The sequence below is a fragment of the Pradoshia sp. Z4_20 genome (assembly GCF_058216035.1).
Genome location: NZ_JBZAJD010000008.1, coordinates 17,548 through 40,070, shown reverse-complemented (window position 1 = coordinate 40,070; position 22,523 = coordinate 17,548). Strand labels below are relative to the sequence as shown.

At 33.1% G+C, this 22,523-nt stretch carries 22 protein-coding genes; 10 read left to right on the top strand and 12 right to left on the bottom strand.

The genetic code is table 11. From position 1 onward, the window contains the following. Nucleotides 1-2: 2 nt before the first annotated feature. Nucleotides 3-485, bottom strand: coding sequence for a glutathione peroxidase (locus AC4BHP_RS15525; protein ID WP_490553270.1), 483 nt, complete (start codon nt 483-485; stop codon nt 3-5). Between the two features lie 154 nt (nt 486-639). On the opposite strand from AC4BHP_RS15525, the gene AC4BHP_RS15520 reads away from it, so the two are divergent. The 3 genes from AC4BHP_RS15520 (at nt 640) to AC4BHP_RS15510 (ending at nt 1,973) form a co-directional block, all read left to right on the top strand. Next, nucleotides 640-1,296, top strand: coding sequence for a hypothetical protein (locus tag AC4BHP_RS15520; RefSeq protein ID WP_148629703.1), 657 nt, complete (start codon nt 640-642; stop codon nt 1,294-1,296). A gap of 21 nt (nt 1,297-1,317) precedes the next feature. After that, nucleotides 1,318-1,509, top strand: a complete 192-nt coding sequence (locus AC4BHP_RS15515) for a YkvA family protein (RefSeq protein WP_066103840.1) — start codon at nt 1,318-1,320, stop codon at nt 1,507-1,509. A gap of 239 nt (nt 1,510-1,748) precedes the next feature. Continuing rightward, nucleotides 1,749-1,973, top strand: coding sequence for an NINE protein (locus AC4BHP_RS15510; RefSeq protein ID WP_490553267.1), 225 nt, complete (start codon nt 1,749-1,751; stop codon nt 1,971-1,973). A gap of 99 nt (nt 1,974-2,072) precedes the next feature. On the opposite strand, the gene AC4BHP_RS15505 is transcribed toward AC4BHP_RS15510, so the two are convergent. From AC4BHP_RS15505 to AC4BHP_RS15490, 4 genes are all read right to left on the bottom strand, one after another. Further along, the gene (locus AC4BHP_RS15505) at nt 2,073-2,807 is read right to left on the bottom strand and encodes an exonuclease domain-containing protein (RefSeq protein WP_066103835.1); all 735 of its coding nucleotides are present in this window, start codon (nt 2,805-2,807) and stop codon (nt 2,073-2,075) included. Next, nucleotides 2,794-3,786, bottom strand: coding sequence for a DUF294 nucleotidyltransferase-like domain-containing protein (locus tag AC4BHP_RS15500; RefSeq protein WP_490553265.1), 993 nt, complete (start codon nt 3,784-3,786; stop codon nt 2,794-2,796). Before AC4BHP_RS15500 ends, AC4BHP_RS15505 begins: the two co-directional genes overlap by 14 nt. Nucleotides 3,787-3,844: 58 nt before the next feature. Then, nucleotides 3,845-5,119: an ammonium transporter gene (locus AC4BHP_RS15495; protein WP_490553263.1), complete on the bottom strand. Its 1,275-nt coding sequence runs from the start codon at nt 5,117-5,119 to the stop codon at nt 3,845-3,847. A gap of 146 nt (nt 5,120-5,265) precedes the next feature. Continuing rightward, nucleotides 5,266-5,595, bottom strand: a complete 330-nt coding sequence (locus AC4BHP_RS15490) for a MerR family transcriptional regulator (protein ID WP_066103828.1) — start codon at nt 5,593-5,595, stop codon at nt 5,266-5,268. 226 nt (nt 5,596-5,821) lie between these two features. Here AC4BHP_RS15490 and AC4BHP_RS15485 point away from each other — a divergent pair, with 226 nt between their 5' ends. The 5 genes from AC4BHP_RS15485 to AC4BHP_RS15465 all read left to right on the top strand — a co-directional run bounded on the left by AC4BHP_RS15485 (nt 5,822) and on the right by AC4BHP_RS15465 (nt 11,756). Then, nucleotides 5,822-6,124: a MerR family transcriptional regulator gene (locus AC4BHP_RS15485; protein ID WP_490553261.1), complete on the top strand. Its 303-nt coding sequence runs from the start codon at nt 5,822-5,824 to the stop codon at nt 6,122-6,124. Between the two features lie 223 nt (nt 6,125-6,347). Then, nucleotides 6,348-6,476: a hypothetical protein gene (locus AC4BHP_RS15480; protein ID WP_257469042.1), complete on the top strand. Its 129-nt coding sequence runs from the start codon at nt 6,348-6,350 to the stop codon at nt 6,474-6,476. A 586-nt stretch (nt 6,477-7,062) separates the two neighbouring features. Next, on the top strand, nt 7,063-8,028 hold the full coding sequence (locus tag AC4BHP_RS15475; RefSeq protein WP_139891938.1) for a hypothetical protein: 966 nt from the start codon (nt 7,063-7,065) through the stop codon (nt 8,026-8,028). Next, entirely contained in the window at nt 8,006-9,964 is a 1,959-nt protein-coding gene (locus AC4BHP_RS15470; protein WP_490553258.1) for an McrB family protein, read from the top strand. Before AC4BHP_RS15475 ends, AC4BHP_RS15470 begins: the two co-directional genes overlap by 23 nt. Next, nucleotides 9,948-11,756: a nuclease domain-containing protein gene (locus AC4BHP_RS15465; RefSeq protein ID WP_066103820.1), complete on the top strand. Its 1,809-nt coding sequence runs from the start codon at nt 9,948-9,950 to the stop codon at nt 11,754-11,756. Before AC4BHP_RS15470 ends, AC4BHP_RS15465 begins: the two co-directional genes overlap by 17 nt. A gap of 763 nt (nt 11,757-12,519) precedes the next feature. On the opposite strand, the gene AC4BHP_RS15460 is transcribed toward AC4BHP_RS15465, so the two are convergent. Together AC4BHP_RS15460 and AC4BHP_RS15455 are read right to left on the bottom strand one after the other, a co-directional pair. Next, a complete protein-coding gene (locus AC4BHP_RS15460; RefSeq protein ID WP_148629711.1) occupies nt 12,520-12,768 on the bottom strand; it encodes a hypothetical protein in 249 nt (82 codons plus the stop codon). Nucleotides 12,769-12,885: 117 nt separating this feature from the next. Then, nucleotides 12,886-13,272 carry a hypothetical protein gene (locus AC4BHP_RS15455; protein WP_490553256.1) on the bottom strand — a complete coding sequence of 129 codons (387 nt, stop codon included), beginning with the start codon at nt 13,270-13,272 and terminating at the stop codon, nt 12,886-12,888. Between the two features lie 250 nt (nt 13,273-13,522). On the opposite strand from AC4BHP_RS15455, the gene AC4BHP_RS15450 reads away from it, so the two are divergent. Then, entirely contained in the window at nt 13,523-13,687 is a 165-nt protein-coding gene (locus tag AC4BHP_RS15450) for a hypothetical protein (RefSeq protein ID WP_175354257.1), read from the top strand. Between the two features lie 351 nt (nt 13,688-14,038). After that, complete coding sequence (locus tag AC4BHP_RS15445) at nt 14,039-14,569, top strand: hypothetical protein (RefSeq protein WP_139891934.1); 531 nt, start codon at nt 14,039-14,041, stop codon at nt 14,567-14,569. A gap of 826 nt (nt 14,570-15,395) precedes the next feature. Here the strand turns inward: AC4BHP_RS15445 and AC4BHP_RS15440 are convergent. The 5 genes from AC4BHP_RS15440 to AC4BHP_RS15420 form a co-directional block, all read right to left on the bottom strand. Next, nucleotides 15,396-16,115 (bottom strand): DUF2290 domain-containing protein, encoded by a 720-nt coding sequence (locus AC4BHP_RS15440; RefSeq protein ID WP_490553253.1) that lies wholly within the window; start codon nt 16,113-16,115, stop codon nt 15,396-15,398. Next, a complete protein-coding gene (locus tag AC4BHP_RS15435; protein WP_490553251.1) occupies nt 16,112-18,253 on the bottom strand; it encodes a DEAD/DEAH box helicase in 2,142 nt (713 codons plus the stop codon). The genes AC4BHP_RS15440 and AC4BHP_RS15435 overlap by 4 nt, the downstream gene beginning before the upstream one ends. A gap of 382 nt (nt 18,254-18,635) precedes the next feature. Then, nucleotides 18,636-19,934 carry a TniQ family protein gene (locus AC4BHP_RS15430; RefSeq protein ID WP_490553249.1) on the bottom strand — a complete coding sequence of 433 codons (1,299 nt, stop codon included), beginning with the start codon at nt 19,932-19,934 and terminating at the stop codon, nt 18,636-18,638. A gap of 59 nt (nt 19,935-19,993) precedes the next feature. Beyond that, nucleotides 19,994-21,523 carry a hypothetical protein gene (locus tag AC4BHP_RS15425; protein WP_490553247.1) on the bottom strand — a complete coding sequence of 510 codons (1,530 nt, stop codon included), beginning with the start codon at nt 21,521-21,523 and terminating at the stop codon, nt 19,994-19,996. Further along, nucleotides 21,516-22,523 (bottom strand): ATP-binding protein, encoded by a 1,008-nt coding sequence (locus tag AC4BHP_RS15420; RefSeq protein ID WP_490553245.1) that lies wholly within the window; start codon nt 22,521-22,523, stop codon nt 21,516-21,518. Before AC4BHP_RS15420 ends, AC4BHP_RS15425 begins: the two co-directional genes overlap by 8 nt.

Here is a 22,523-nt window from a genome sequence, read left to right as displayed (position 1 = left end):
TATCACTTTTCCAATTCTTCTTCTATATCTTTTTTAATTTTTTCGGGAGCGGTGGTTGGAGCATAACGCTCGACAACTTGACCTTTTTTATCAATTAAAAATTTAGTGAAATTCCATTTGATTTTTTTGCTAAGGAGACCTTTCTGTTCAGTCGTTAAATACTGAAAAAGCGGGTCAGCATGATCACCATTTACATCGATTTTCGCAAAAATCAGGAATGTAACTCCATAGTTTATTTGGCAAAACTCGGTGGTTTTATTTATATCATCATATTCCTGACTATTAAATTGGTCGCATGGGAATCCTAATACCTCAAAGCCTTGGCTGTTAAATTTTTTATATAACTCCTGAAGTCCTTTAAATTGAGGCGCCAGCCCACATTTACTGGCTGTATTAACGATAAGGAGAGGCTTGCCTTCATATTCTTTTAAAGATTGCAATTTGCCGTTTGTCTTTTTTACTTCAAAATCGTAAACACTTTTCATCGTATTCCTCCCTTTATATCGTGTACGATATAACTATACAATATATGGTAGGGTGAAACAAAATTTAAAGCTATACGTATAAGGTAATAGAAGGAAATAGACAGTGAAAAGTATAGCTGGTAAACTATTATAAACTTAATAGAGGTGAATTATTTTGGGAAAACGATTGGCGTGTATGCATGCACATCATTCAAATATTCATTATATTGACGAGGCATTCTCACCCTATGAGGTAGACCTTATACACTTTGTGGATCCAGGTTTAATGAGTCGTTTAACTCATGATTTATCTTTTCAAAAAGAACAAGCTGGTATGAAAATTGCAGAACAAATAAACTGGATGGAGAGCTGTCAGGTAGATGGGATTCTTCTGACATGTACAAATTATATTGCTCTGTTACAGGAAGAACATGTAACATCCAAACTGCCAATATTTAAAATAGACGAGCCTTTTTTTGAAGCAATCTGCGGGGTTACTGAACCACAGACTATATTCTTTTCGAATCCAGGAACTGTAAAGGGAACGATGGACCGACTTCATCAATATGCCGCTATAAAGGGAAAGACATTACCTATTAATGTTATCGTTATAGAAGGTACATTTGATTTAATGATGAAGGGGATGACCGAACAATATAACGAAAAAATAGCGGAAGATATTACGTTATATCGTCAAAAATCTCAAGATATCCTATCAGTTGGTCAACTATCTATGTATGATGGTGCTAAACAAACAGGTCTTGAGATTATTAATCCGTTGGATACGCTGGTAAAACCGATCGTCCGTGGACTAGGTTTAAATAAAAGCTAAAATAAAAATGGAGGTAATCCTATGCTAAAAAAATTATCGAAGAAATCAAAATTTGCTATCGCTGCTGCCGGATTATATTTAGTATTACCTACAGACGTAATACCTGACTTTATTATCGGTTTCGGCCAAGTGGATGATTTAGCCGTAGCGGGCTATGTTTTTAAGACAATCTATGAAGATCTTAAAAAATCAAAAAAAGCTATTAATCAGTAACTAAGGCAATTCAGTGTTCGTACGAATCAGATGAGGTTTATGAAAACTTGCTGATAAGATAATTAGCATTGAGAACTGGTTGTTTTCAGATGCGTACTGTAAAAGTGGTTACTCCTTCTAGTATTATGTATAATTGTTAAATTTAGCAGGTAGACATAGCTGTTTGCTTCTTTCATAATGATGGGCGAAGGCTATGAATACTTGATATTATACATAATATAGAGAAAGAAGGACTTATTTTGAGAGCACAAAGAAAATCATTTGGAATCGCGTTACTACTATGGTTTCTTCTCGGAACCATTGGAGCTCATAGAATGTATATACATGAACGTATCCATTATATCTTTTGGTATTGGTTAGCGGTTATGTGTACATTTTCTATCATTCTATGGATTGATCTGTTTAGATTGAAAGGTATGATTGATAGACAGTATTACTACGACCGTGGTAAATATGGGATTTAAATATATACAAGAGGGGGTTAAGAACCCCCTCTTTGTAGTTATTACACTCAATTTATTTTACTTAATAGTCTTAATGGATTATTAAAAGATATATGGTCCTTACCTATACCTGGCTATGTGATTATATATTTCACTAAGGTTTTTAAAACCTGCTTCCTGGGCTTTTGATAGATAATAGCCCCATAAGCGGGCCGTCATGAAGGCATCTCCCAATGCGTGATGTCTATTTTTGATTTCTATCCCGCATCCAGCACATAAGTCTTCTAAGGCATTTGAGCTGCTGACGGGATTAAATAGTTGTGTTAAGAAAGAAGTATCAAGGATTCTATGCTGGAATTTTGTTCGAGTCACGTCCCAAGTGAACTTGTGCATAAAGCTTTGCTCATGCTGAGAATGATGGGCAACCAGACTTTTAGTCGAGACAAATTTAAAGAAATTCATCAGGACATCTGAACTCTCCGGAGCGGCTTGAAGTTCTTTACCTGTAATATTCGTTAGAGAAGTAATTTCAGGAGATAAAGGGATGTCCGTCTTAATCAGTGAATAGAAGCTTTCTTCAGTTAATATCTCACATCCATGCATTTTCACAGCACCTATAGAGATCATCTGATCACCTTTGTCAGGGAAAAATCCTGTTGTTTCGATGTCAAACACAACCACATCAAGCTGATCAAGAGGACAATTTAGATCGTCCTTTTTACGCGCTTCCTTTTCTAGCTGTCGCATAAAAGAGATATTTTGCGGAGTTGCTTGCCCCTGTACACCGGCGAGTACGTTCGAACTGATCTTACCGCTCATTCCTCTGAAAAATTCGATAAAATCATTCATTCCCATTCTGATCACCCTTTGCCGCAAGCATTTTCACATATTCAGTCAGTTGAATCCCATCCTTGATTATGTCCTTAACATTTTTCTTTTCTACTTTCGATAGCTTATTCACAGCCAAGTAATGTCCGGATTCATAGTCTGTATGAATTCCATAGACCAGCCGATATGTTTGTAGTTTGGCAAACTGATTAGCATATTTTTCTCGATTTTGTTTTGGTAGAACAGAATCCGGTACACCTTTAAGCCTATCGATAGTGGTGGTTGCATTTAATTTTTCATTGATTGCGAGAATTCTTCCGGCATTCACATATGGGTATATAGCAGATTCCTTTATATTTAAACAGCTAGAATATGGGCCGTGAGTTTCTAAAAGTAGTTGTCCGAATACACCAATCGTTTTTTTTATATGCATCGTATTATCCAGGATACGGGTTAATAAATGTCTTTCATCAATTAGTTGATAAGAATACGGCTTTAATTGCCGTATAAACCTTTCCTCGCCCAGAAATGCTCGACTATCCATAAAAGTAAGCAAATAACGGATAGATTCCCATGAAGCATCATCTATCCAATCATTTAATTGTTGCATCCACTGATCGTATGATCTGCACCAGAAAGGATTACTTGCCATCACTTTACCTTCACAAAGGCTATATCCAACTTGCATTAACCCCTCGGATATTTCTTTCCCCAGCGTTAAGAAATAATTTCGCACTTCGGGATGGTTATGTTCAAAAATGATCCCATGGTCCTGATCGCTCCAGATGCCTTGTTCTTTTCGACCGGCACTTCCCATAACAAAAAAGCAAAAAGGGGAGGGAGGAGACCCAAATATTTGGGTTGTCTTATTAAAAGCTATCGTGATGGTCTGCCTTATGATCTCGTCATGAAGCAAATTCAGTTCATCAGGGCTTAAGGTCATTGAATTAAATTGCTGTTTTCGATAAGCCCATATTTTTGAATAGTCCTGATTCTCGGTTTCCATTCAGACGCTCCTTAATGGAAATGATCCCCTGAACTAAGCACAGTTCAGGGGATACCATTTACATGATAGATTTATCAGTTGTTTCATTTTTAAGTAATTCAGGGTAACCATATGCGCCATGCTCACTCATATCCAATCCCATAATTTCTTCTTCCTCCGTAACTCGAAGGCCGCCCATTACTTTTTTCATACCTAACAAAAGAATATAGGATACCAGAAAAGCAAATCCTCCGCATACAACGACACCCAAAGCTTGAACACCTAATTGGCTAAAGCCGCCGCCGTAAAATAAACCAGCTTTTCCGACAGTGGCCAGCTCTTTTGTAGCAAAAAAGCCAGTGGATAAGGTGCCCCATATCCCAGCAGCTCCATGAACGGAGAGAGCATAGATTGGATCATCAATTTTTCGAGCTTCAAAGAAACGGATACTATAAAATACTAGGATTCCAGCAACAAATCCAATGACTACGGATGCCCATGCTTCAACGAATGCACAGGATGCCGTAATGGCAACCAGACCGGCTAATGCTCCATTTAACATCATGGATACATCTGCTTTCCCCATGACAATCCAAGAAATAATCATCGCAGCTATCGTTCCGGCAGCCGCGGCAAGATTCGTATTAACTGCAACAAATCCAAAGAATCCTGCATCCACTGCTACCGTACTGCCGGCATTGAAACCGAACCATCCAACCCAAAGCAATAAAACACTTAATGCTGTGTATACTTGGTTATGTCCATATAAGTTATTAGCTGAGCCATCTTTATTAAATTTACCGATACGCGGTTTCAAAAGGATCGTAGCTGCCAAAGCTGCCATGGCACCAGTTAAGTGAACAACAGTGGAACCGGCAAAATCTTGTTTACCATGATCAGCTAACCAGCCACCGCCCCAAATCCAGTGAGCGATAGGAGGGTAAACAAGGGTAGAGAATAAAACGGCGAAGAGTACATATACACCCATTTTCGCTCGTTCTGCAAATCCCCCAAAAGCAATAGTTATCGATATTCCGGCAAAGGCTGTTTGGAATAAAAAGAATACGGCTCCAGATAAACCAACACCATCGAGATCATACCCAGAGTAAAAGAAGTCAGATAAACCAATGAATTTACTTAAACCAGCTCCATCCCCAAATATGAATCCAAAGCCTATTGCCCAAAAGACAATAGAAGAAATTCCGAATGTAAGAATCGTTTTACCTGCGATATGTCCAGCATTTTTCATTCGAGTGGATCCAGTCTCTAGCAGGATAAAGCCACCAATCATCAAGATGACTAACACTGCTCCCACCATCACCCAAAGGCTATTCATTAAAAAAATCGTATCCATAATTCCACACCTTCCTAAGTAAGTTTTCCTTTACTGTCTGTATTGTCGCATCATCAGGGATTGGAATTCTACAACCATGTAAGGAAACCTAACGTGGTTTTTATGGAAAGGAGTGGAAGTGTATGTGCAGAAGGAGATAAACCGGTCTAGTTGTATTTTTGAACACCAAATTGAGCATTTAATTGCCCTTGAATCATTTTTTTGTGCGTTTTAGCTGCATCTTCTTTTTTCTTTTCTCTAAGCATTTCTTGCCTGATCTCATAGGTCTGTATGCCGTCTTCAATTTTTTCAGCTATATCCATTAATAATTCAATGTCTGTAAAAGAATATTTCCGACTTCCGCCATTGTTTCTAGCAGGAAAAATGAGTTTACGTTCTTCGTAATAACGGATTTGCCTTTCCGATAACCCAGTTAATTCTTTGACAACACCGATTGTTATGACTTTTTTATCTTTATATGAAGTCTCCTGGCTCACCTGCAATCCCCCTAAATATAGTAAAATGTACCTTGATATTATCTCACATAGATAGAGTTAAAAATACTGAAAATTCCAAAATCATTATTAAAAAATTCTTGATAATCTATGCAGTTGTAAAAAATATATGTCAGAACATCTCCCAAACACCTTGAGATTAACTGTAAACAAGTAATAATCAACTATATAGCAATTCATATAGCCTTATTTAGGGGGGGAGGGAGCTATGTCATCATATAAGGATAAGAAGGTTATATCTATAGGCATTGTCAGCGAACTAACAGGGATCTCCCAACGGAAAATTCGTTATTACGAGGAACGCGGATTGATTTTTGCCGAAAGATCAATTAAAGGAATTCGCAAATACTCATTTCTAGATGTAGAGACCTTAATGAAGATTGCAGAAAAAATGGAAGAAGGTGTACAAACAGCAGAAATTAGAAACGATATGCAACGCAGAAAAATTCGGGATGAAATGATTAAGGGACAATTAAATGCTCATTTTCGTTTTAGGAACTCAGATAAATAAATGGTATTCCATATAAACAAAATTCGGGAGTATTTGTCATCATTTTTAAATCAAAGACTACTAGGTATTTGTATATGAAGTGAGAGACTACTCTTAGAACAAACCTTTTTATGCGTGTTTTGTTAATCGCAAACATAAGAATATATTCAGCTATACGAAGTATATAACCGCTGAACTTTGGACACTCTGTTAATATTATAATATGAATTAACAGAAGAGAGAAATGAAGCGAGTATATCAAATTTCTTTAGGCGACCCAATTGGCAACAGTATGATTATAAACGGCAAATGGTACAAAGACGCAAGGGACGCATTGATAGCGCGGATCTCGTTAATTGCTGCTTATGAATAAGTATATGGTGTGAAAATTGCTTGTGATGATTCAGGAGAACTTCATAGAAGGGTAGATAATGAAAACTCTATATGTATCAACGAAGGTCGAGTTACCGGAGCAAGCACCCCTGTAATGAACGAAGCATATGTTCAGGTAGAGTGGCAAGATGTAACAGATGATTTTCCTACATCTGAACCAAAGTTGCCTGAAAAACCAATAACTTAAGAAGAAAAGTTCATTATTGAAAATCTTAATGACTTTTTCATTCAAATAGATAACGGTGAAATCATCATCAACAGCCACAACTGTAACAAGACAGTAATTAAGTTGACTATTGCTCAATATCCAAGTTAAGTCTCATTTTAAAAACCTTCATCACTAAGATGATGGTTTTTTGTTTTTACACTCCTGATAAACTATAACACTTTTGCAAGGCAGCTCGGTGTTCTTCTATATGTCTTTGCAACTACTCTATATATTTATGAAACCACTTTCTCTGAATTTGAAACCTCCGCATAATAAGTTATCTGAATAGTTTGTTAATATTGAATTTATTAAAAATAACTTTTCTAGTATAATTTAAGTAAGCGGCAGAGTTAGGAGGATGGCGATGTATGAGCTTTTTTTAAAGATAATAGATAAGCTTGATAGCAAACAACTAGAAGACATATTCAGAATTAACAAATTGCGCGTTAAGGGCTTTCGTATTAACGGCCCATCAAGCCCTACCAAGACAAAGACAATGAAAAGGATACTTACTGAAGTATCTGAAGAAAAATTGATAACTTTATTAAAAAAAGCCGCTGAGACATATACAAAAGAAAAAAATAGAGATTATTCTTGGGCTTTAACATCTACCATTGATGAAAAAATGCTAACAGAAAAGATCGAGAATACTAGTATCGGAGAAGTTGCTTTCGCGTTGATTTTCGGGGATAAGGTTAGCTTATTAGAAAAGTATCTAGGGGATTCACAAAATGACAACATAGCATTCAAAAAAACAGAAGAGAAGACTAACGAAGAAGAATCACTAGTCAAAAATCTTCGATCCATTATCACCAAACTAGAAGAAGAGAATAAAAGATTACAAGATATAGCGATGAAGAGAAGAAAAGCTGTTTTAACACAAGAACACGAAAACAAAGGTTTAAAAAAAGATTTAAAATTAGCCAAAAAAGAAAACCAAAGATTAGAGAATGTACTTACGAAATTAAGAGAGGAATTGAGGCAGTTCGAGATAGAAAACGAAGAACTAGGCAAACTGAAGCTCTTGTTTTACGGAAATGACTCTTATAGAAAATGTATAGATTCTAAAGTGACGACTTTAGATTTTTTAAATTATGAATATGCGAGTGGAGGCATCGATGAGATAGAGGACTATAAAAATTATCATAAGTTAGTCGTGCTTTCTTTTACCCTAAACAAAAAAGAAGAAGCGAAATTAATTGCTTCAAAAATCTTTAAATACTTTGGAGAAATAGGAAATGCACTGTTTATTGACTCTCTAGAGAATTTTGACCAGTACATTGGAAGAATGGAGGGTTATTATGACCGAAACCAAATGGTTTGAAACAAAATTCCTTGGCAAACTACAGGACACGGACCATTTCTTATTAACGAAAGAGAATTCAATCATACGCTTTCCAATCAAAGTGATTTCTAATCCACCAGAAAATATAACAGATGATATAACTAAGCGAGTAACCAGTTTTTCAGGGGAGTTAGAAAACTTAGGGTTTACCGACGATAAGGACTTAACACCTGAAGAAAGATATAAGGAATTGACCGATTTTTTAAATGTACATTATCTAATGTTCAAAATTAAGGCTAAGTATAAAGAAAATGACCAAACCTTTTATAACGCATACGACTTAGAGGTTGTTAGAAGGGAATCAAACAACAATCATACGTATTTTCCAATCCCTTTTATTCGAACTAATTCAGGTAAAAAAACAGTAGATGTTATCCAAAAGTTAACGAACAACGAATACGTCCAATCGTACTTTTCACTATCTAAAGAATCCGAGGACTACCCTTCGTTTGTTTTGATAGGTGAGTACAAATCTAGCCTTGCTAAGGAACCATTTTCGGAGCCAAAACTTGATAGGTTATATACGTTCGGTCCTATTGAAGGGATTGAGTATTCGGAGGAATATCAATTTAAATTTATCACGAATAAAGAGAATACATATTATAGAGAAATCAGTTTAAAGGAACTAGGAGAGTATTACTTATCTAAAGGCAAAGTAATGTTTGTTACAGGCGAAAAGGATAATGAGATTAGAGAATCCTTGATATCAAAAGGACGCAAAGTAAGTCCTCAAAAAGCCAAATCAAAAATCGAGGATATTAATGAACTAGAATTTTTGAAAGTGTTCGAAGAGGTTGCATTGTCAAAAAACCTACTTTATACACCTTTAGATTTGTATAACTTCCATACGGCTATGAAGAACAAAAGCCTTGTGATCTTAGCTGGATTGAGCGGAACAGGGAAATCACGTATCGTACAGTGCTATCACGAAGCTCTTAATAAATTTTCCAGCAAGGGCAGCGATTATTCAAACGTCAATAAAAGTAAGTTGCTATTCGTTCCTGTAAGACCATTTTGGCAGGACGATACGGATTTATTAGGTTACCTAGACAGCTCTCAAGGCATATATAGACCTGGGGAGTCAGGGTTAGTTGATTTCATCATCGAGGCAAACAACAACCCTGATGAATGTTACATCGTTTGTTTAGATGAAATGAACTTAGCAAAGGTGGAGCATTATTTTTCCCAGTTCCTATCCGTATTAGAGAGAGAGCCTGATGATAGACACATTAATTTATATAGCAGTAACTTAAACGGGCGTGTTTATAACCAAAACGTATATCCGTCTGAAATTAAACTTAGTGAAAATCTTTTGTTTGCGGGTACGGTTAACATCGACGAATCTTCATTCCAATTTTCAGATAAGGTGCTTGATAGAGCCAATACGATTTCACTTGGACTATGCCCATACAAAGATGTACGGGAAAAACTTGCAACTGCCCTTAACGAAAAGAAAGAGTCACCTAAAGGGGAAGTTGAGACTGAGGAACCTTTAAGAACCTTCATTAAGCTAAAAAGTATGCAGAAAAACCATAAATACAGTGTATTGACTGCAGAAGAGATTGATATCTTGTGGGAAATCAACCGCTTAATGCAGGAAGCAACAGACCAAATTGGCGTAGGATATAGGATTGTTAACCAAATTGAAGAGTATATAGCGAATATCCCTAACTCTCCGCAATTTCCTAGAAGCAAAGCATTCGATTTGCAACTAACACAAAGGATTTTGCCGAAATTAAGGGGTTCCCAAAAGCAGCTCGGAGCGCTGATTGGTAAAATTCAAAACGAAAAATACGAAGAAGGGCATCTTTATAAATTGTTAAACAACAACCGAAGTATTTCTGATTTTGATTCAGCAAAAAGAAAACTAGTCAATTTAGCTAAGGAGCTAGATGAGTATGGGCATACCATTTAACTTGCTCTTTTTTTCGAATAAGAACACTGTAGGAGACTTGGTTGTTAGTTTTTCAACTGATTTAGAAGAAGCTTTAAAAAATCTTGAAGAGTATAGTTACTCCTGCACCGAACTGTGCGATTTAAGGGTTAAATTTGAATGCAACCAACCGGACGCTAAGTTATGGATCGAAATAATGGATATGTTGCCCGAAAAGTCATTTAGAGATTCTGAAACCGTGTTTTTTCATCCTTCGCAAGAAATCAGAGGTCTCTACTTAAATTTTGAATCTGATTTCAATACGGATAACCTTAATTTCAGCTGTCTTTTACCTGGTGTGTACAGAATGGTAGTCACTGTTCACGATGAAGAGTATTATGCTTTCTTGAAAGTGACCCCTTCAAGGATCCACGTAGAACAACTAAATTTAATGAGGGGAGAAATCGAAGGAACCTTAGTGGACCTCGCTAAGGAAACAGCAGTTAGAAGAAATTTTGCTGGGTTTGAAAATGATTCAACCAATGAATCTATAACCCGCAAATACGACTTCTTAATTTCAAACTCAGTGGCTTTGATTAACAACATCAATTTAATATTACGAGAGCCTAGATTTAAAATAACCAAAAAATATATGTATAAATCGTTAGGACAGCCAACGCGGAGCGACCTGAAAACGACCCAATTAAAGCAGAGCAGACACACTTCCACCCACAAGGTTCCTAGCTACGATTATATAATTGACTACAATCTTTCGATAAACAGCAATTTAAAGAAGATGTTAGAAGAATTTTTAGACAGCATTTTCTTGGTAGAAAAATATGTGAAGAAGAAAATTGTGTCTTTAAAAAATGACTTGGCATTGCAAAAAAGATATAAATCTCCAACAGATATAATCGATAAAAAATTAGTGATTGAAAAGGAACGATTGGAACAATTTAAGAAGCTAAAAGCCAATGTTATTTTGGCTTTGGAGGAAAATTGGTTTGAAAATGTCGATGCACATATGAATAATCAAGAGAAATTAACGCGATTTCCCTATTATCGAACCATATATTCTTTGTATTTGCAATTAAACAAAGGGAGTACGTTTACGATCAACCCTTTCAAACACTACATTTACTATTGGAAAGAAACATCAAAGTTATATGAAATTTGGGGATTTATTAAACTGTTATTAATGCTTAAGAACAACAAATATTTAAATTTCAATGAAATCTCGGGTTGGATATTTGATCATAATGACGATTCGATTTATCCATTCTTAGACCCAAACACGAAAATAACTCTCAGAAATTCTGAGGGCCTCGTATTGAATGTTTGGTACGATTCGTTTATTTCTAAACCACCCGAAAAAGCCGATACATTCGATAACCCACTAATCACTGTGGAAAAGAGCAACAGACCGGACTTTAGGATGGATATTTATGACCAAGGAGTGTTTAAAGGGAGCGTCTTAGCTGATTTCAAATATAGATCTTATGACAAACTGGGCACTCTAGGCGTTTACACTCGTAATCGCGATAATAACCAAGGCTATAAGGTGTATTCTCAACTCGTCAATTATTCAAATGTGAGGTCGTTTTACTACAACACCACCCGTAAAACGAAGTATGCGAATCCAGCCATTAAGAGAGTGTTTGGCATATTTCCACAGAAAGAGAACAAATCTAATTTTTTTGAATCTGATGACGCAACCACAATCATCAGATGTTCTCTTTCACCAGGAGTAGAATTCAAGGATATCGAAAATGAATTTTTGGACATTATTGAAGAAGCTACAGGACGCGAATTGGAGAGAGGAAAGGGAATATAATCACGAAGTATACTATTAAAAAACCACATCTCAGATGGTGTGGTTTTATTCTTTTACTTTTATAAATTAACGCATTTTTGTAAAGCTGCTCGGTGTTCTTCCATATGTCTTTGCAACTTCTCCAATTCCCCTTGGTGCTGCCCCAATTCAACCTCGTGATAGAGTTTTTCTATTCTTGATACATCTTTGGGTAAATTTTAAATCGTTGATGACTTAATGACCCCTACATTGTTTTGGATATCGGGAAACGCACACCCTCACAAACAAAAGCGTGCTCTGTTTCTTCCAGGACTTTATGTATTGTTGTTTTTAATGAACAAATGGTGAGTTACTTTAACAATTTCTTTGACCCCGTTTAATTGTTCTCTCTTGTATTGAATTAATGTGTGTACGGTTCCCCTCATAGAAATTCCACTTCATTCCTTTAATTTTCATCAGTATACTGCCTCTTCTGGAACTTCCTGATGATTAATCAAAAAACGATACTTAATAAATCGTTTGTAGATTAATTAAAGTAAGAAAGACAAACCTAGCTTCTATTGCGATATAACTAAAATACTGCGAAATTTACTCATAGCTTAAACATTTATCACATGTAAAACCTTTATTTGATCGAATCGAACTAGTCAAAATCGAGGAAGAATTGGAGCGGCTGCAACAGCAAATTTTATCATAAACAAAAAGGGCATAGCGGATTTTCTATGCCCTTATCATATGAATACATCTATGATCTATAACGGATTGTCTTAGTAATAATTATGTTTTATCCTATCTGCTTTTTTTGTTTCGCAGTAATGAACATAATCTCCAATAAAGCAAGGGAGATACCGCGTCTATCCTCAACTGTATAATGCATGGATATATCATGCTGTAATGGGCTATTTTGCACAGTACGTAGAAAATCCTGGCCTCTTGATCCAAAATTATTCTGTAACTCTTCATAGAGCTGATCACGCAATAAATCCAATTGGATAATCATTTCAGCCAGTTGCCTTTCATTCTCTATTCTCATACTGTATCATCCTTCCACCTTATTAACATAAGTTTATTATAAGTGTAGAGGATTCATATAGATCTGTCACTAATCTTGTTAACCTTTCTAACGCACATTTTTCTTAATATCTGACCGTTATACTTCTTTCACTGAAATAGCCTTGGAGTAAGTGATTAGCTTGCAGCTTTCAAAATCCTCTTCCTTAAGGAAGCCAAGCTTAATAGCAGCATTCATCTTTTCTTCATCTGGGATTTTCACTGTTTTAATTAATTCCTTCATATTTAGTTCTTCTAATTTATATACAGTTGGTACAGTACTGTATTTTTCATATTTGCGTATCTGCCTTTGAAGCTTTATACCATTGTCGATTAATTCACCTTTATTATTTGCACCTACATGATGATCAAAATACGTATGAAAAACTTCCTTCAGTTTTTCCATTTCCATTTCAATCTCTTTTTTCTTCTTGCTGAGCTCATTAAATCTCGTAATCATATCAGCAGTGATAAGAGTATTATTCATATGATCCCTCCAAATTAACCTGTTTACTATAGGTTATTTTGGTAGAGAAGAGATTATGTCCTTTGAATAAGAGAGAACTAAAATAAAAAGCTACATCGAAGATAGATCCGAATACTGCAAATTTTTAACTTATTTAATTATAAGTGATTATGTAAAGAGAAGCGGGAGATTAAAGGACATGCTATAAACAAGCATACATAAAGGGTTACCTGGTAAACCTATATGTACATAATATATAGGAGGTACATATATGAATAAGAAAAATAGTAAAGCAGAAATAGTAGGAAAAGAAAAGGAAGAAGTGAATTCAATAGACCCCACGTTACAGGATTCCTCATTTGATATTGAATTAGAATATGAAGTACCACCAGAACAGCCTTATGAAAAGAATCGGATTAATACAGAGCATTTGTGAATGGCCGTCTTTTATTGTTAAGAGACATAGAAAGAGATCACCGGGTTCGGTGAACGGGTAGAAAAAAATAAATAACGGATTAATTAGGGAAACTTCATCTATCATTAATGTTTTATTGAATTTACACATCAACATCAAAAATACGCATACAACTTAACAACACCCCATAGATTTTTACGGTGTTGTTAAAACACGTGCCGATACCTTTCTGCATAAAGCAGTTCCTCTTACACTGATTTGATGCTTGATCAAACCTGGCAGAAAACAGGAAACACCCATATTAAAATGGTAAATAAATACATTTAAAGATATAATCAGATATAGGAAGTTTGCCAAAAGGGAGAGGTTTATGTGAAAAAACGACTGAGTGATGTTTTTGCAACTGTTTTATTTACTTTACTTCTATTAATGTTAGTGGGTTGTACCGAAGAAAAGGAAGCGAAAACACAAGATGAAAATATTCAGACCGTTGAAGCTGTATTACAGAATAGTCTTACAGGTCCAAGTGATGAATTAAAACAAATAGTGGATCAAGAAAGCGAAGAGAAAATTGCAGCTTTACGGCAATATGAAGAAAAGCTATTTAAAGATTATTTTGCAAATGAAACATCATATACGGAATTCGTTAATCGCTACGGTTCAACAGTCATGATAGAACCAATAAAAAATGATTACCAATTGCAAATTAAAAAGATTGACTACGAAAAGGTAGATGAAAAAGATAGCGTGTATGATTTCTCAGTAGAAATACAGCTCCAAAAAGAAGGTTCTGAAAGTTCAAAAGATCAAATCGTGACTGGGCAAGCCAATTTAAATGATGAACATAAAATTGAAGTGATGTTAATCCGTTTAGATGGTTTATATAAATCTATGATGAATTGACCACATGTTATTTGTATTTATAATTTAAGAAAATATAGTTTTATAACACTAGATTAATCTGTCTTTTAAAGTTGTGAATCATACTTTATGGGCAGTTTTTTTATTGTGAAATAGAGAAGATGAATGGGGATTGACACTGCAGATTCCATAAAAACATGAATCTTTTTTTTATCAGCATTGTTATAAACGATACAATTGAATGAAGCGACGAATCCGTACCTGGAATAAGTCTTAACAAAATTATTTTTATCGATCGCTACTAATTTATAGAGTTAATAAATAAATGAGAAGTAAAGTTGCCATAATAACATTATGTAAACTAAAGTAGAAAGCCAGAAGTAAATTTGGCAGCAAGACTATAAAAACCAATCAATTAATTTAACCCTAAATCTACGTACAAGTTAAACATTTATAAGCTTCATAATTCATTTACAAAAGTAAAAATAAAATTCTATAGAGAATCTGTTCAAGATCAAATTATTAAAACAACCAGGGATTATACAGATTAACTTAATGAAAAAATAAAACTATATAATTAAATTAAATAAATGACCGAAATCCATAGTTGAAAATTTTTCTATTTTGTCTCAATTGCTAAAGTAATCTTGATTAATGAGACGCTTGTTTAATTAGTTTTCACAACTTCCTATAATATATATTATGTAAACTAGAAAAAAATACACAATGATTAGAGGTTTCCCCTAGTGACTAATGACATATAGATATATTCCTTAATGACATATACAAATCACCCTTTCTTCTTATTGTCCGTGTGGAGAAAACGATTTATAAGAAAAACAAGAACCAAAGTAGGATCTTGTTTCAGCTAGGAATAAAAAATGTGTAAATCTCTTTTTTCATTAACTGAGAATAATTCTTCATTTAATGAATTTCCTGATGTATAGCTTGTTAAATATTCTCCCTGGAAAACTGGATCTTCCATGATTAATTTCCATTTTTGCCAGTATATTTGTCTTATAACAAATGCTACGAAATTTTCAGGTGTCATAATAAATGAAATTGGTATACGAATATCATTTTCTTGACCTATATGAATATGAGATGCTGGATGAATTAGTTCTTTTCTTTGATGTATACTAAAATCATATCTTATACTTGTTATATTACTTTTTAAATCTGCTTCTGCTAAATATTGTGCATAATCTTCAAAAAAAACATAACCACACTCTTCAATTTTAAAGCCCATTTCTATTAAAAATTCCTCATAACTTATCTGTTTAGATGGCGCTTCATAATAAGAATATCTTATATCGTTAACTGTTTCAAAATCGTCCAGTTCATATCCAAATTGGAAGAACGCATTATCTTCTTCCAACATAATATTATAATCATGTCTATCCCTGGCTATTTTATAAGTCTCTCTATAGTCACCTTTGTACGAAACTTTAATAAACTCTGTAGATAAATCTGATTTACGAAGTGTTCGAGCGTTTTGTAGGTTTTCGATAAATCCCATATCTAATCTTTTTAATAACCTTTTGGCTGCACGATATCCAATATAAATTTTCGAAACTGGAATAGTCATTTTTTATCTTCACCTTGTATTAATTTGACTGCTGTTTTAGCATCAAGTCCTAACTCCTCCAATTGTTCTAATAACTTTTCACGTTTTTTATTTAAAGTAGCATTTTCTAGAGCCAACTCTCTCCGGAGTGTTTTAATCTCATCAATACTTGGATAATCAAATATAAGCCTAGGAAAATTACTTTTTGCTTTTTCAATCTCATCGATAATATAATTGAATCCTGTACCTACACCTGATAATCTTAACCATCCTTTTGCTCGTGTGAAGGCGGTAAATAACTTATTCCGTGTAACAATATAATTTTCGTGATTCTTCACACTGTCAGCTCCAATAATGTAGACCATTGCAGCTTCATTTCCTTTTGCACGATATACTGTGGTTACAGTGATTTTACCTGGAATCATAAAGTTATTTCCGCTATAAGAATTAAGTATATTATTAATGGAAATACCATACTCATCTAATTTGTTTTCTATATCATTAAAATAATCTCTCGCCCATTTATCATCCAAACTTATAATCATTATATCTTCTGGTAATAAATTATCTTGTATATCTTCCACGATAGATTCGCAAACCCAATTGACTTCATCTTTCATACTTTTTGCATTATAAGTATCGATAATTTCGTTTTTTGTATAATGATCGGATATGATTGATGGGCTATTTTTTCGTGGACGCTCTATTATAGTATTTTCTCCTGCAATGCACTCTCCTTGCATAACCTCATAACCAAGGTCCTCCCAATGCTCTTTATTTTCTAATATCTGAAGTATTTGATCATTGTATAAGCCAAAACCAATTGAATGTGCAGTTAATAGGATTTCTCTCGGATTCCTGTAGCTTGTATGCAAAACTATATCATTATTTTGATGTGGGTGATTTTCTAGAAGTAAGGATAAGTCTATGCCCCTATCACCATATTCGTTCGCAAATAGTTGCATTGTCTCTTGCATTTCAATATTTAATATATTTTGTAATTCATCATATGCCCAGACTAAACGATCATTTTTCACTAATTTTCTGCATAACCAATAGAAAGTTTTAGGGAAATCTTGTCCCTCATCCATCAGTATATAATCATATTTTGTTTTAATACTTCCATTTACATTATCAAGTAGGTCTTTACATACATATTCGAAAGTACTTATTTTTAATCTACTTGCGCCATTATTTGCTTGTCTTAAATTTAATGGATTTACACCATTATCTACACAGGCATTATAATAAACACCTGGTAAAGTTTTACCACCCCATGCATGAAGAATCTGAATATTATCCCAGTTAGGATCATGATCCTCTTGCATTCTGTAAAATCTCGTTATTAACTGTTTAATTTGATCATACAGACTCTTTGTATAAAATACATATAAAATTTTTGCATTTGGATTATCCATATGTATCATTGCAGCTTTCATAGCTAGAATTACAGTTTTCCCAGAACCGGCCATACCTCTAATCCTTTGTGGTCCATCAATTATAGTTAAAGCAGCAATTTTTTGTTGTTTATCAAACTTTGTGATTTGCATTTCTAATTTTCCTAATAAAGCACCTTTTGTATCATCTTCTTCTTCTGTAATGTCTCTTTTGACTGGTCTAGGCATTCCTCTTGTTCCATCTATAATAGAAAAGACATCTGTAATACTTGCTTCTGATAAAGGAGCAATTTCAAGTTCAGTAATTATCTTTCCAACTTTTTGCAAATCTTTCACGCAATAATTTTCATCATCTTCTTCAATTCCATTATTATAATTAGGTAGGTAAATGATAGTGTTTATAGGTATAATAATTTTGTTTCTAGAACGTTTTTCCCTGAGGTTAGGAATTTTTATTAACTTAGATAAAATAGAACTATATATTGAATCTGTTTTCTCAAATAATAAATCCATTTCATTCTCGGTAATAATTCTGTGATCTCTAGTATCTTTAGTTATCACAATGATTCCATGATAGGGACTAAGAATGAAGAAATCAGGTGACAAATTTTCTTGGTCAAATTCTTTAAACATGGGAAATTTATAATAAAGTGTAGCGTCAGTTAATGACAATGATTCCTGGTTTTCTTTCAAATAATCAACAAACTCTATTGATGTAGTATCATCATTATATTCAGTAAAAGGAATAACTATTTCCAACATTTCATTCACCCTTTAGATTAATTGTGATTATTTATTTGTCTATAAATCACATATCGATTATAACAGTTTTTGTGATATATAATACCATGAATGTTATTTTATGTAATTATTATCAAATAAATAGAGCAAAAAAACAGCCTTAAATCCATTGTTGGCTGTTTTTTATAAGATGGCATATTTAAAAGAGGGTTCGGACTTTTCTATCTGTATTACATTTAATTTTATTCAAATAGCCTCTTTGTATAATTTTATGTAAGGGATCCTTCGGTTTCATACGGATGACTTTGATTACATGTCTAGAATCCTTGTTACAATTTTGAGTAATTTCGCTATATATGTCTAAAATGTGATTATGAATAACATTTACACCCTATATTTATTTTCACCCTTTAGTATTCTCTTCTTTCTCAATAAATTTATATCTAACATATCTTTCTGTGTTTGCACGCTCGTATACAAAAATTAAAGTAGTATGCGATTTAAAACCACGATCTAACTCATTATCAAAAATATTAAGATTTTTATTATCCAAAAGGAAACTTTTTATTTTTAAATACCTTTTATACAGTAATATAGAAAAAAATTTATTAATAATTTTCACTGCATCTGTATGGTCATTAGGTAATATCCTGGCCAAAGATCGATATAATTTTTCTAAATGGTATTGATCAATTTTTGATATAAAAGTTAGATCATCTTTATATCTGGTGTTACCTTTTTGGATGGAATTATCGACCAATGAATAGGTATATAAATCTTCTATCGATTGTCTCCAATATACATATGATATAGCTGCAATACATTGAACCGTACCGGGCTTTAATTTAATATAATCATAAATGCATTTTCTGTGATCAGATAATAACTTCCTACGTATATAACGCGCTATAGACTTGTATATAGCCTTTGTACTGTAATATATTTCTGTATAACTTTCTTCAGAAAAAAATGTGGTGTGTTTTTTAAATTTATTATTTAAAGAAAGTTTTTCGGGTGAATATTGTAGCTCGGTAATATGGTTAAGAAATTCTATGTTCGTATTTCCGTTCAATAGTATTTCATGATCTATGTATACGTAAGTATCTTTTAGGGATAAGTATTGAGATAACGCTGGATTCTTCAAGTGGATATCTTTAAATGTTTCTTTATTATCATGCATTATTGATGTAAAATCATAGAAATTTAATGGTCTTTTAAGAAATGTTTGTCCACACTGGCAACAGTATGAATTATGATTCGTAATATTATATTCTATAGCTTGATTACAAAAGTGACATTTTTCCACCAATCGAATATTATGCAATGGGCAGTTTGTTAAAAGTAAAAATTGATGTAAAATACTGTGATAACAAAGGCTTATACACTCAGGACAATATCGTAAATATTTGGATAAGTACAACGTATTGTCGCTGCCAGGGCTTCTTATTGGATTTAGTATTAAATCTATATTTTCTTGTATGATATATTTAATAGGTGCATCAAATATATATACCATTAAGTCATCTGGTATATTATTCAAAAGGTCGTTTAGGTTTATTCGATAAGACCTACTATAATTAAGTAATTCTGCAAAATCTTTACCTTGTATACTGTTTGTAAATTTGAATTTTTCTATTATTGAATAAAATGATTCAAACGGTTGTATCCAGTTCTTTTCCCAGTTAAATTCCCTTTTGACCACGTAATATAGCTCCTAATAAAGTTTATTATATTAGTGGTCAAAAGAAATAATAATTATACTTATTTATTTATAGGACACTTAATGTCATTTAAATTACTTATAGAATATCGTTTTCCTTTAATACAGATATTATGGAAACTATCATTACATTTGGAGATAGCTATAGATGGGGATAGCGAAGTAACTTTCAAATCAAAGGAGTTATAATCATCTAGCGGTGTATTATTCATTATTGCTTCTTGCACTGTCTCTAAGCATTTAAGGAAGTCTGACATATATATTAATTCAAGACATTTGGATATAATCCAACCTAATTTAACACAATCTTCTTCGTATGTCTTAGTTATTCCTCGAATATTGAATCTATAACATGATTCCCATTCTTCTAAAATTTTATCTACTATGAAATTATAGTGATTTATAGAGGGATATAGGCCATTATACTGGAAACTGTACATTGGTCTTCCTGAATTTATTACTTCGTGTATACTACTATATCTTTGACTCTTTTTTTTCCATAGTAGATAAGCAAAAGTTATAGGACATACATTCTTGTTAGAAGTAAAATTAAGAGTTAATTCGATTTCCTTTAAACATTTCTTATGATTTTTTAATACTTTCCTTCTTATTCTTCTAGCTATGGCAGTAAATAATTTTTTCGAAATTCCAGCTATATAATCATTTATTGTTTCTTTGCCAACTATGGTCCTTCTTTTCCATTCGGAATTAAAGTATTTCTTATAAACCAAAGGCTCTAAATAATCAAATCTCCTATCCATAATTTGTTGTTTAGTTTTTATATGTTTTGCACTACAGCTATATAGATTCACATCCATATAATCATCATATTCTATAGAATTCATTCTTAAAATTTCTCTCAAATCATGTTTGAAAACTAATTCGGAATCTTTTGTGCGTTTTTTAAAATAATTAATATCAGAAAATAGAAATGTTCCAATTCGTTCTTTATTAGAATTAAGCCACCTTATCAAAGCTTTTGACTTTATTTTATCCATACTTACATGTGGCCAATTTGTTATCAATGATTCATCTTCTAAATAATTATATCCACACTTACAATGGAATGGTTCAATTACTAGTTGTGTTTCGAGCAGGTATTTACTTGTTTGTCGGCATTTCGGACAATGAACAATTAAAGGTATATTGTGATAGGGGCATACATGAATAAATTTATATTGATTGAAAATGCTATGAAATCCCTTTTTAATACATACTGGACATAAATTTAAGTGTTCTTTAAAGTTTTCATTTATATTAGAGGTTTTGGCAATAAACTCTAGATTATCCCTATTATATTTAATTATTTCTATACCAAATGCAGCTAATAGGATCTCTTTATCCATGTTATTTAGATGATATATTTCTCTTAATGCATCATTACCAATAGCCTTTTTACTTTTAATATAAGAATCGCCAAAATGTCTAATAAATTCTAATCCCGAGATACTATTCATATACCTAAATTTATGAAAAATACTCCAGGGCGACTCAAAATCAGAGATCCATTCTTTTACCCAAGTATAACTATATATACCTTTGTTTCGTTTATATATCAATTTATTATTCATAATCATTAATTCCTTGATAAATATAATAACCAGATTGTATTAAAGCTTTTTTAAATTGATTGAAATTTAACCATTCTTGTTCTTCCCCATGTGTACCATACCTTTTAAAAAGATCATTTATAACAGTTACCAGATAATATATTGGTACTTCTATAGGTTGTTTTTTCATAGAACTTTTGTGTAAATTACGCAAGTGATCCCAAATACTATCTGAAAAGTGTTCTAGTCTGTATCCCTGTGCATATCCTTGTGGGAAAAAATAACGAGTAAAGCTCCAGCCACTTTTTTCAGGATATTCAGTTGCATAATCATATGCAGCTAAAAAATATGTTAAAGAATCAATATCATGAATTCCTTGGAAATTAAATTCTTTAATCATAAACCTACCAACTATTTGCCTCATATCTGCTTCGGAATAAGTAGATCTTCGAAATTTTAATTCTTCCTGACCAAATAGGATAGTTGTTAGTGTGATTCCATAACGATCCAATTCATTAAAAATATCCATTAGCCATTCATATTCAAGTTCATTTAATCGTTGAGCATCATCTATAAATAATACTATTTGTTTTCTATCTAAACTTTCAGCACAATGTAATAAATACTTGAATAACCTGTCTCTTTTAGCATTTGCCTTACCTTTATCAAATAATGCATGGCCAACATCTCTTAATAAAAATTCAAAAAAAGTATTATCATTTGGGCGTGTAAACTTCTGACAATTGAATCTAAATACTTTAAAAATACCTTCATAATCATTTTCAAAAGAACGCATAATAAATTCTATTGCATTAGTTTTGCCTATTCTTGGATTCCCATATACTATTCCGCCAGGAGTCCTACCATTAAGCCACTCTAAAATTGTACTTTTAAGCTCGTTTATTTCGATAGTATCAAATAGATATTTACCTTGATTAATTGGGTGAGTTTCAACTACTATTTTTGGGATTTTCGTTGATAGTACATTTTCATCAAACTTTTCGGCAGAAAGATTATCCAC

Bases quoted from the DNA above. Each gene is read 5' to 3' on its own strand.
- AC4BHP_RS15525 (WP_490553270.1), bottom strand. From the start codon at position 485: ATGAAAAGTGTTTACGATTTTGAAGTAAAAAAGACAAACGGCAAATTG.
- AC4BHP_RS15515 (WP_066103840.1), top strand. From the start codon at position 1,318: ATGCTAAAAAAATTATCGAAGAAATCAAAATTTGCTATCGCTGCTGCC.
- AC4BHP_RS15505 (WP_066103835.1), bottom strand. From the start codon at position 2,807: ATGGGAATGAATGATTTTATCGAATTTTTCAGAGGAATGAGCGGTAAG.
- AC4BHP_RS15500 (WP_490553265.1), bottom strand. From the start codon at position 3,786: ATGGAAACCGAGAATCAGGACTATTCAAAAATATGGGCTTATCGAAAA.
- AC4BHP_RS15495 (WP_490553263.1), bottom strand. From the start codon at position 5,119: ATGGATACGATTTTTTTAATGAATAGCCTTTGGGTGATGGTGGGAGCA.
- AC4BHP_RS15485 (WP_490553261.1), top strand. From the start codon at position 5,822: ATGTCATCATATAAGGATAAGAAGGTTATATCTATAGGCATTGTCAGC.
- AC4BHP_RS15480 (WP_257469042.1), top strand. From the start codon at position 6,348: ATGAAGCGAGTATATCAAATTTCTTTAGGCGACCCAATTGGCAACAGT.
- AC4BHP_RS15475 (WP_139891938.1), top strand. From the start codon at position 7,063: ATGGCGATGTATGAGCTTTTTTTAAAGATAATAGATAAGCTTGATAGC.
- AC4BHP_RS15470 (WP_490553258.1), top strand. From the start codon at position 8,006: ATGACCGAAACCAAATGGTTTGAAACAAAATTCCTTGGCAAACTACAG.
- AC4BHP_RS15465 (WP_066103820.1), top strand. From the start codon at position 9,948: ATGGGCATACCATTTAACTTGCTCTTTTTTTCGAATAAGAACACTGTA.
- AC4BHP_RS15460 (WP_148629711.1), bottom strand. From the start codon at position 12,768: ATGAGAATAGAGAATGAAAGGCAACTGGCTGAAATGATTATCCAATTG.
- AC4BHP_RS15455 (WP_490553256.1), bottom strand. From the start codon at position 13,272: ATGAATAATACTCTTATCACTGCTGATATGATTACGAGATTTAATGAG.
- AC4BHP_RS15450 (WP_175354257.1), top strand. From the start codon at position 13,523: ATGAATAAGAAAAATAGTAAAGCAGAAATAGTAGGAAAAGAAAAGGAA.
- AC4BHP_RS15440 (WP_490553253.1), bottom strand. From the start codon at position 16,115: ATGACTATTCCAGTTTCGAAAATTTATATTGGATATCGTGCAGCCAAA.
- AC4BHP_RS15435 (WP_490553251.1), bottom strand. From the start codon at position 18,253: ATGTTGGAAATAGTTATTCCTTTTACTGAATATAATGATGATACTACA.
- AC4BHP_RS15425 (WP_490553247.1), bottom strand. From the start codon at position 21,523: ATGAATAATAAATTGATATATAAACGAAACAAAGGTATATATAGTTAT.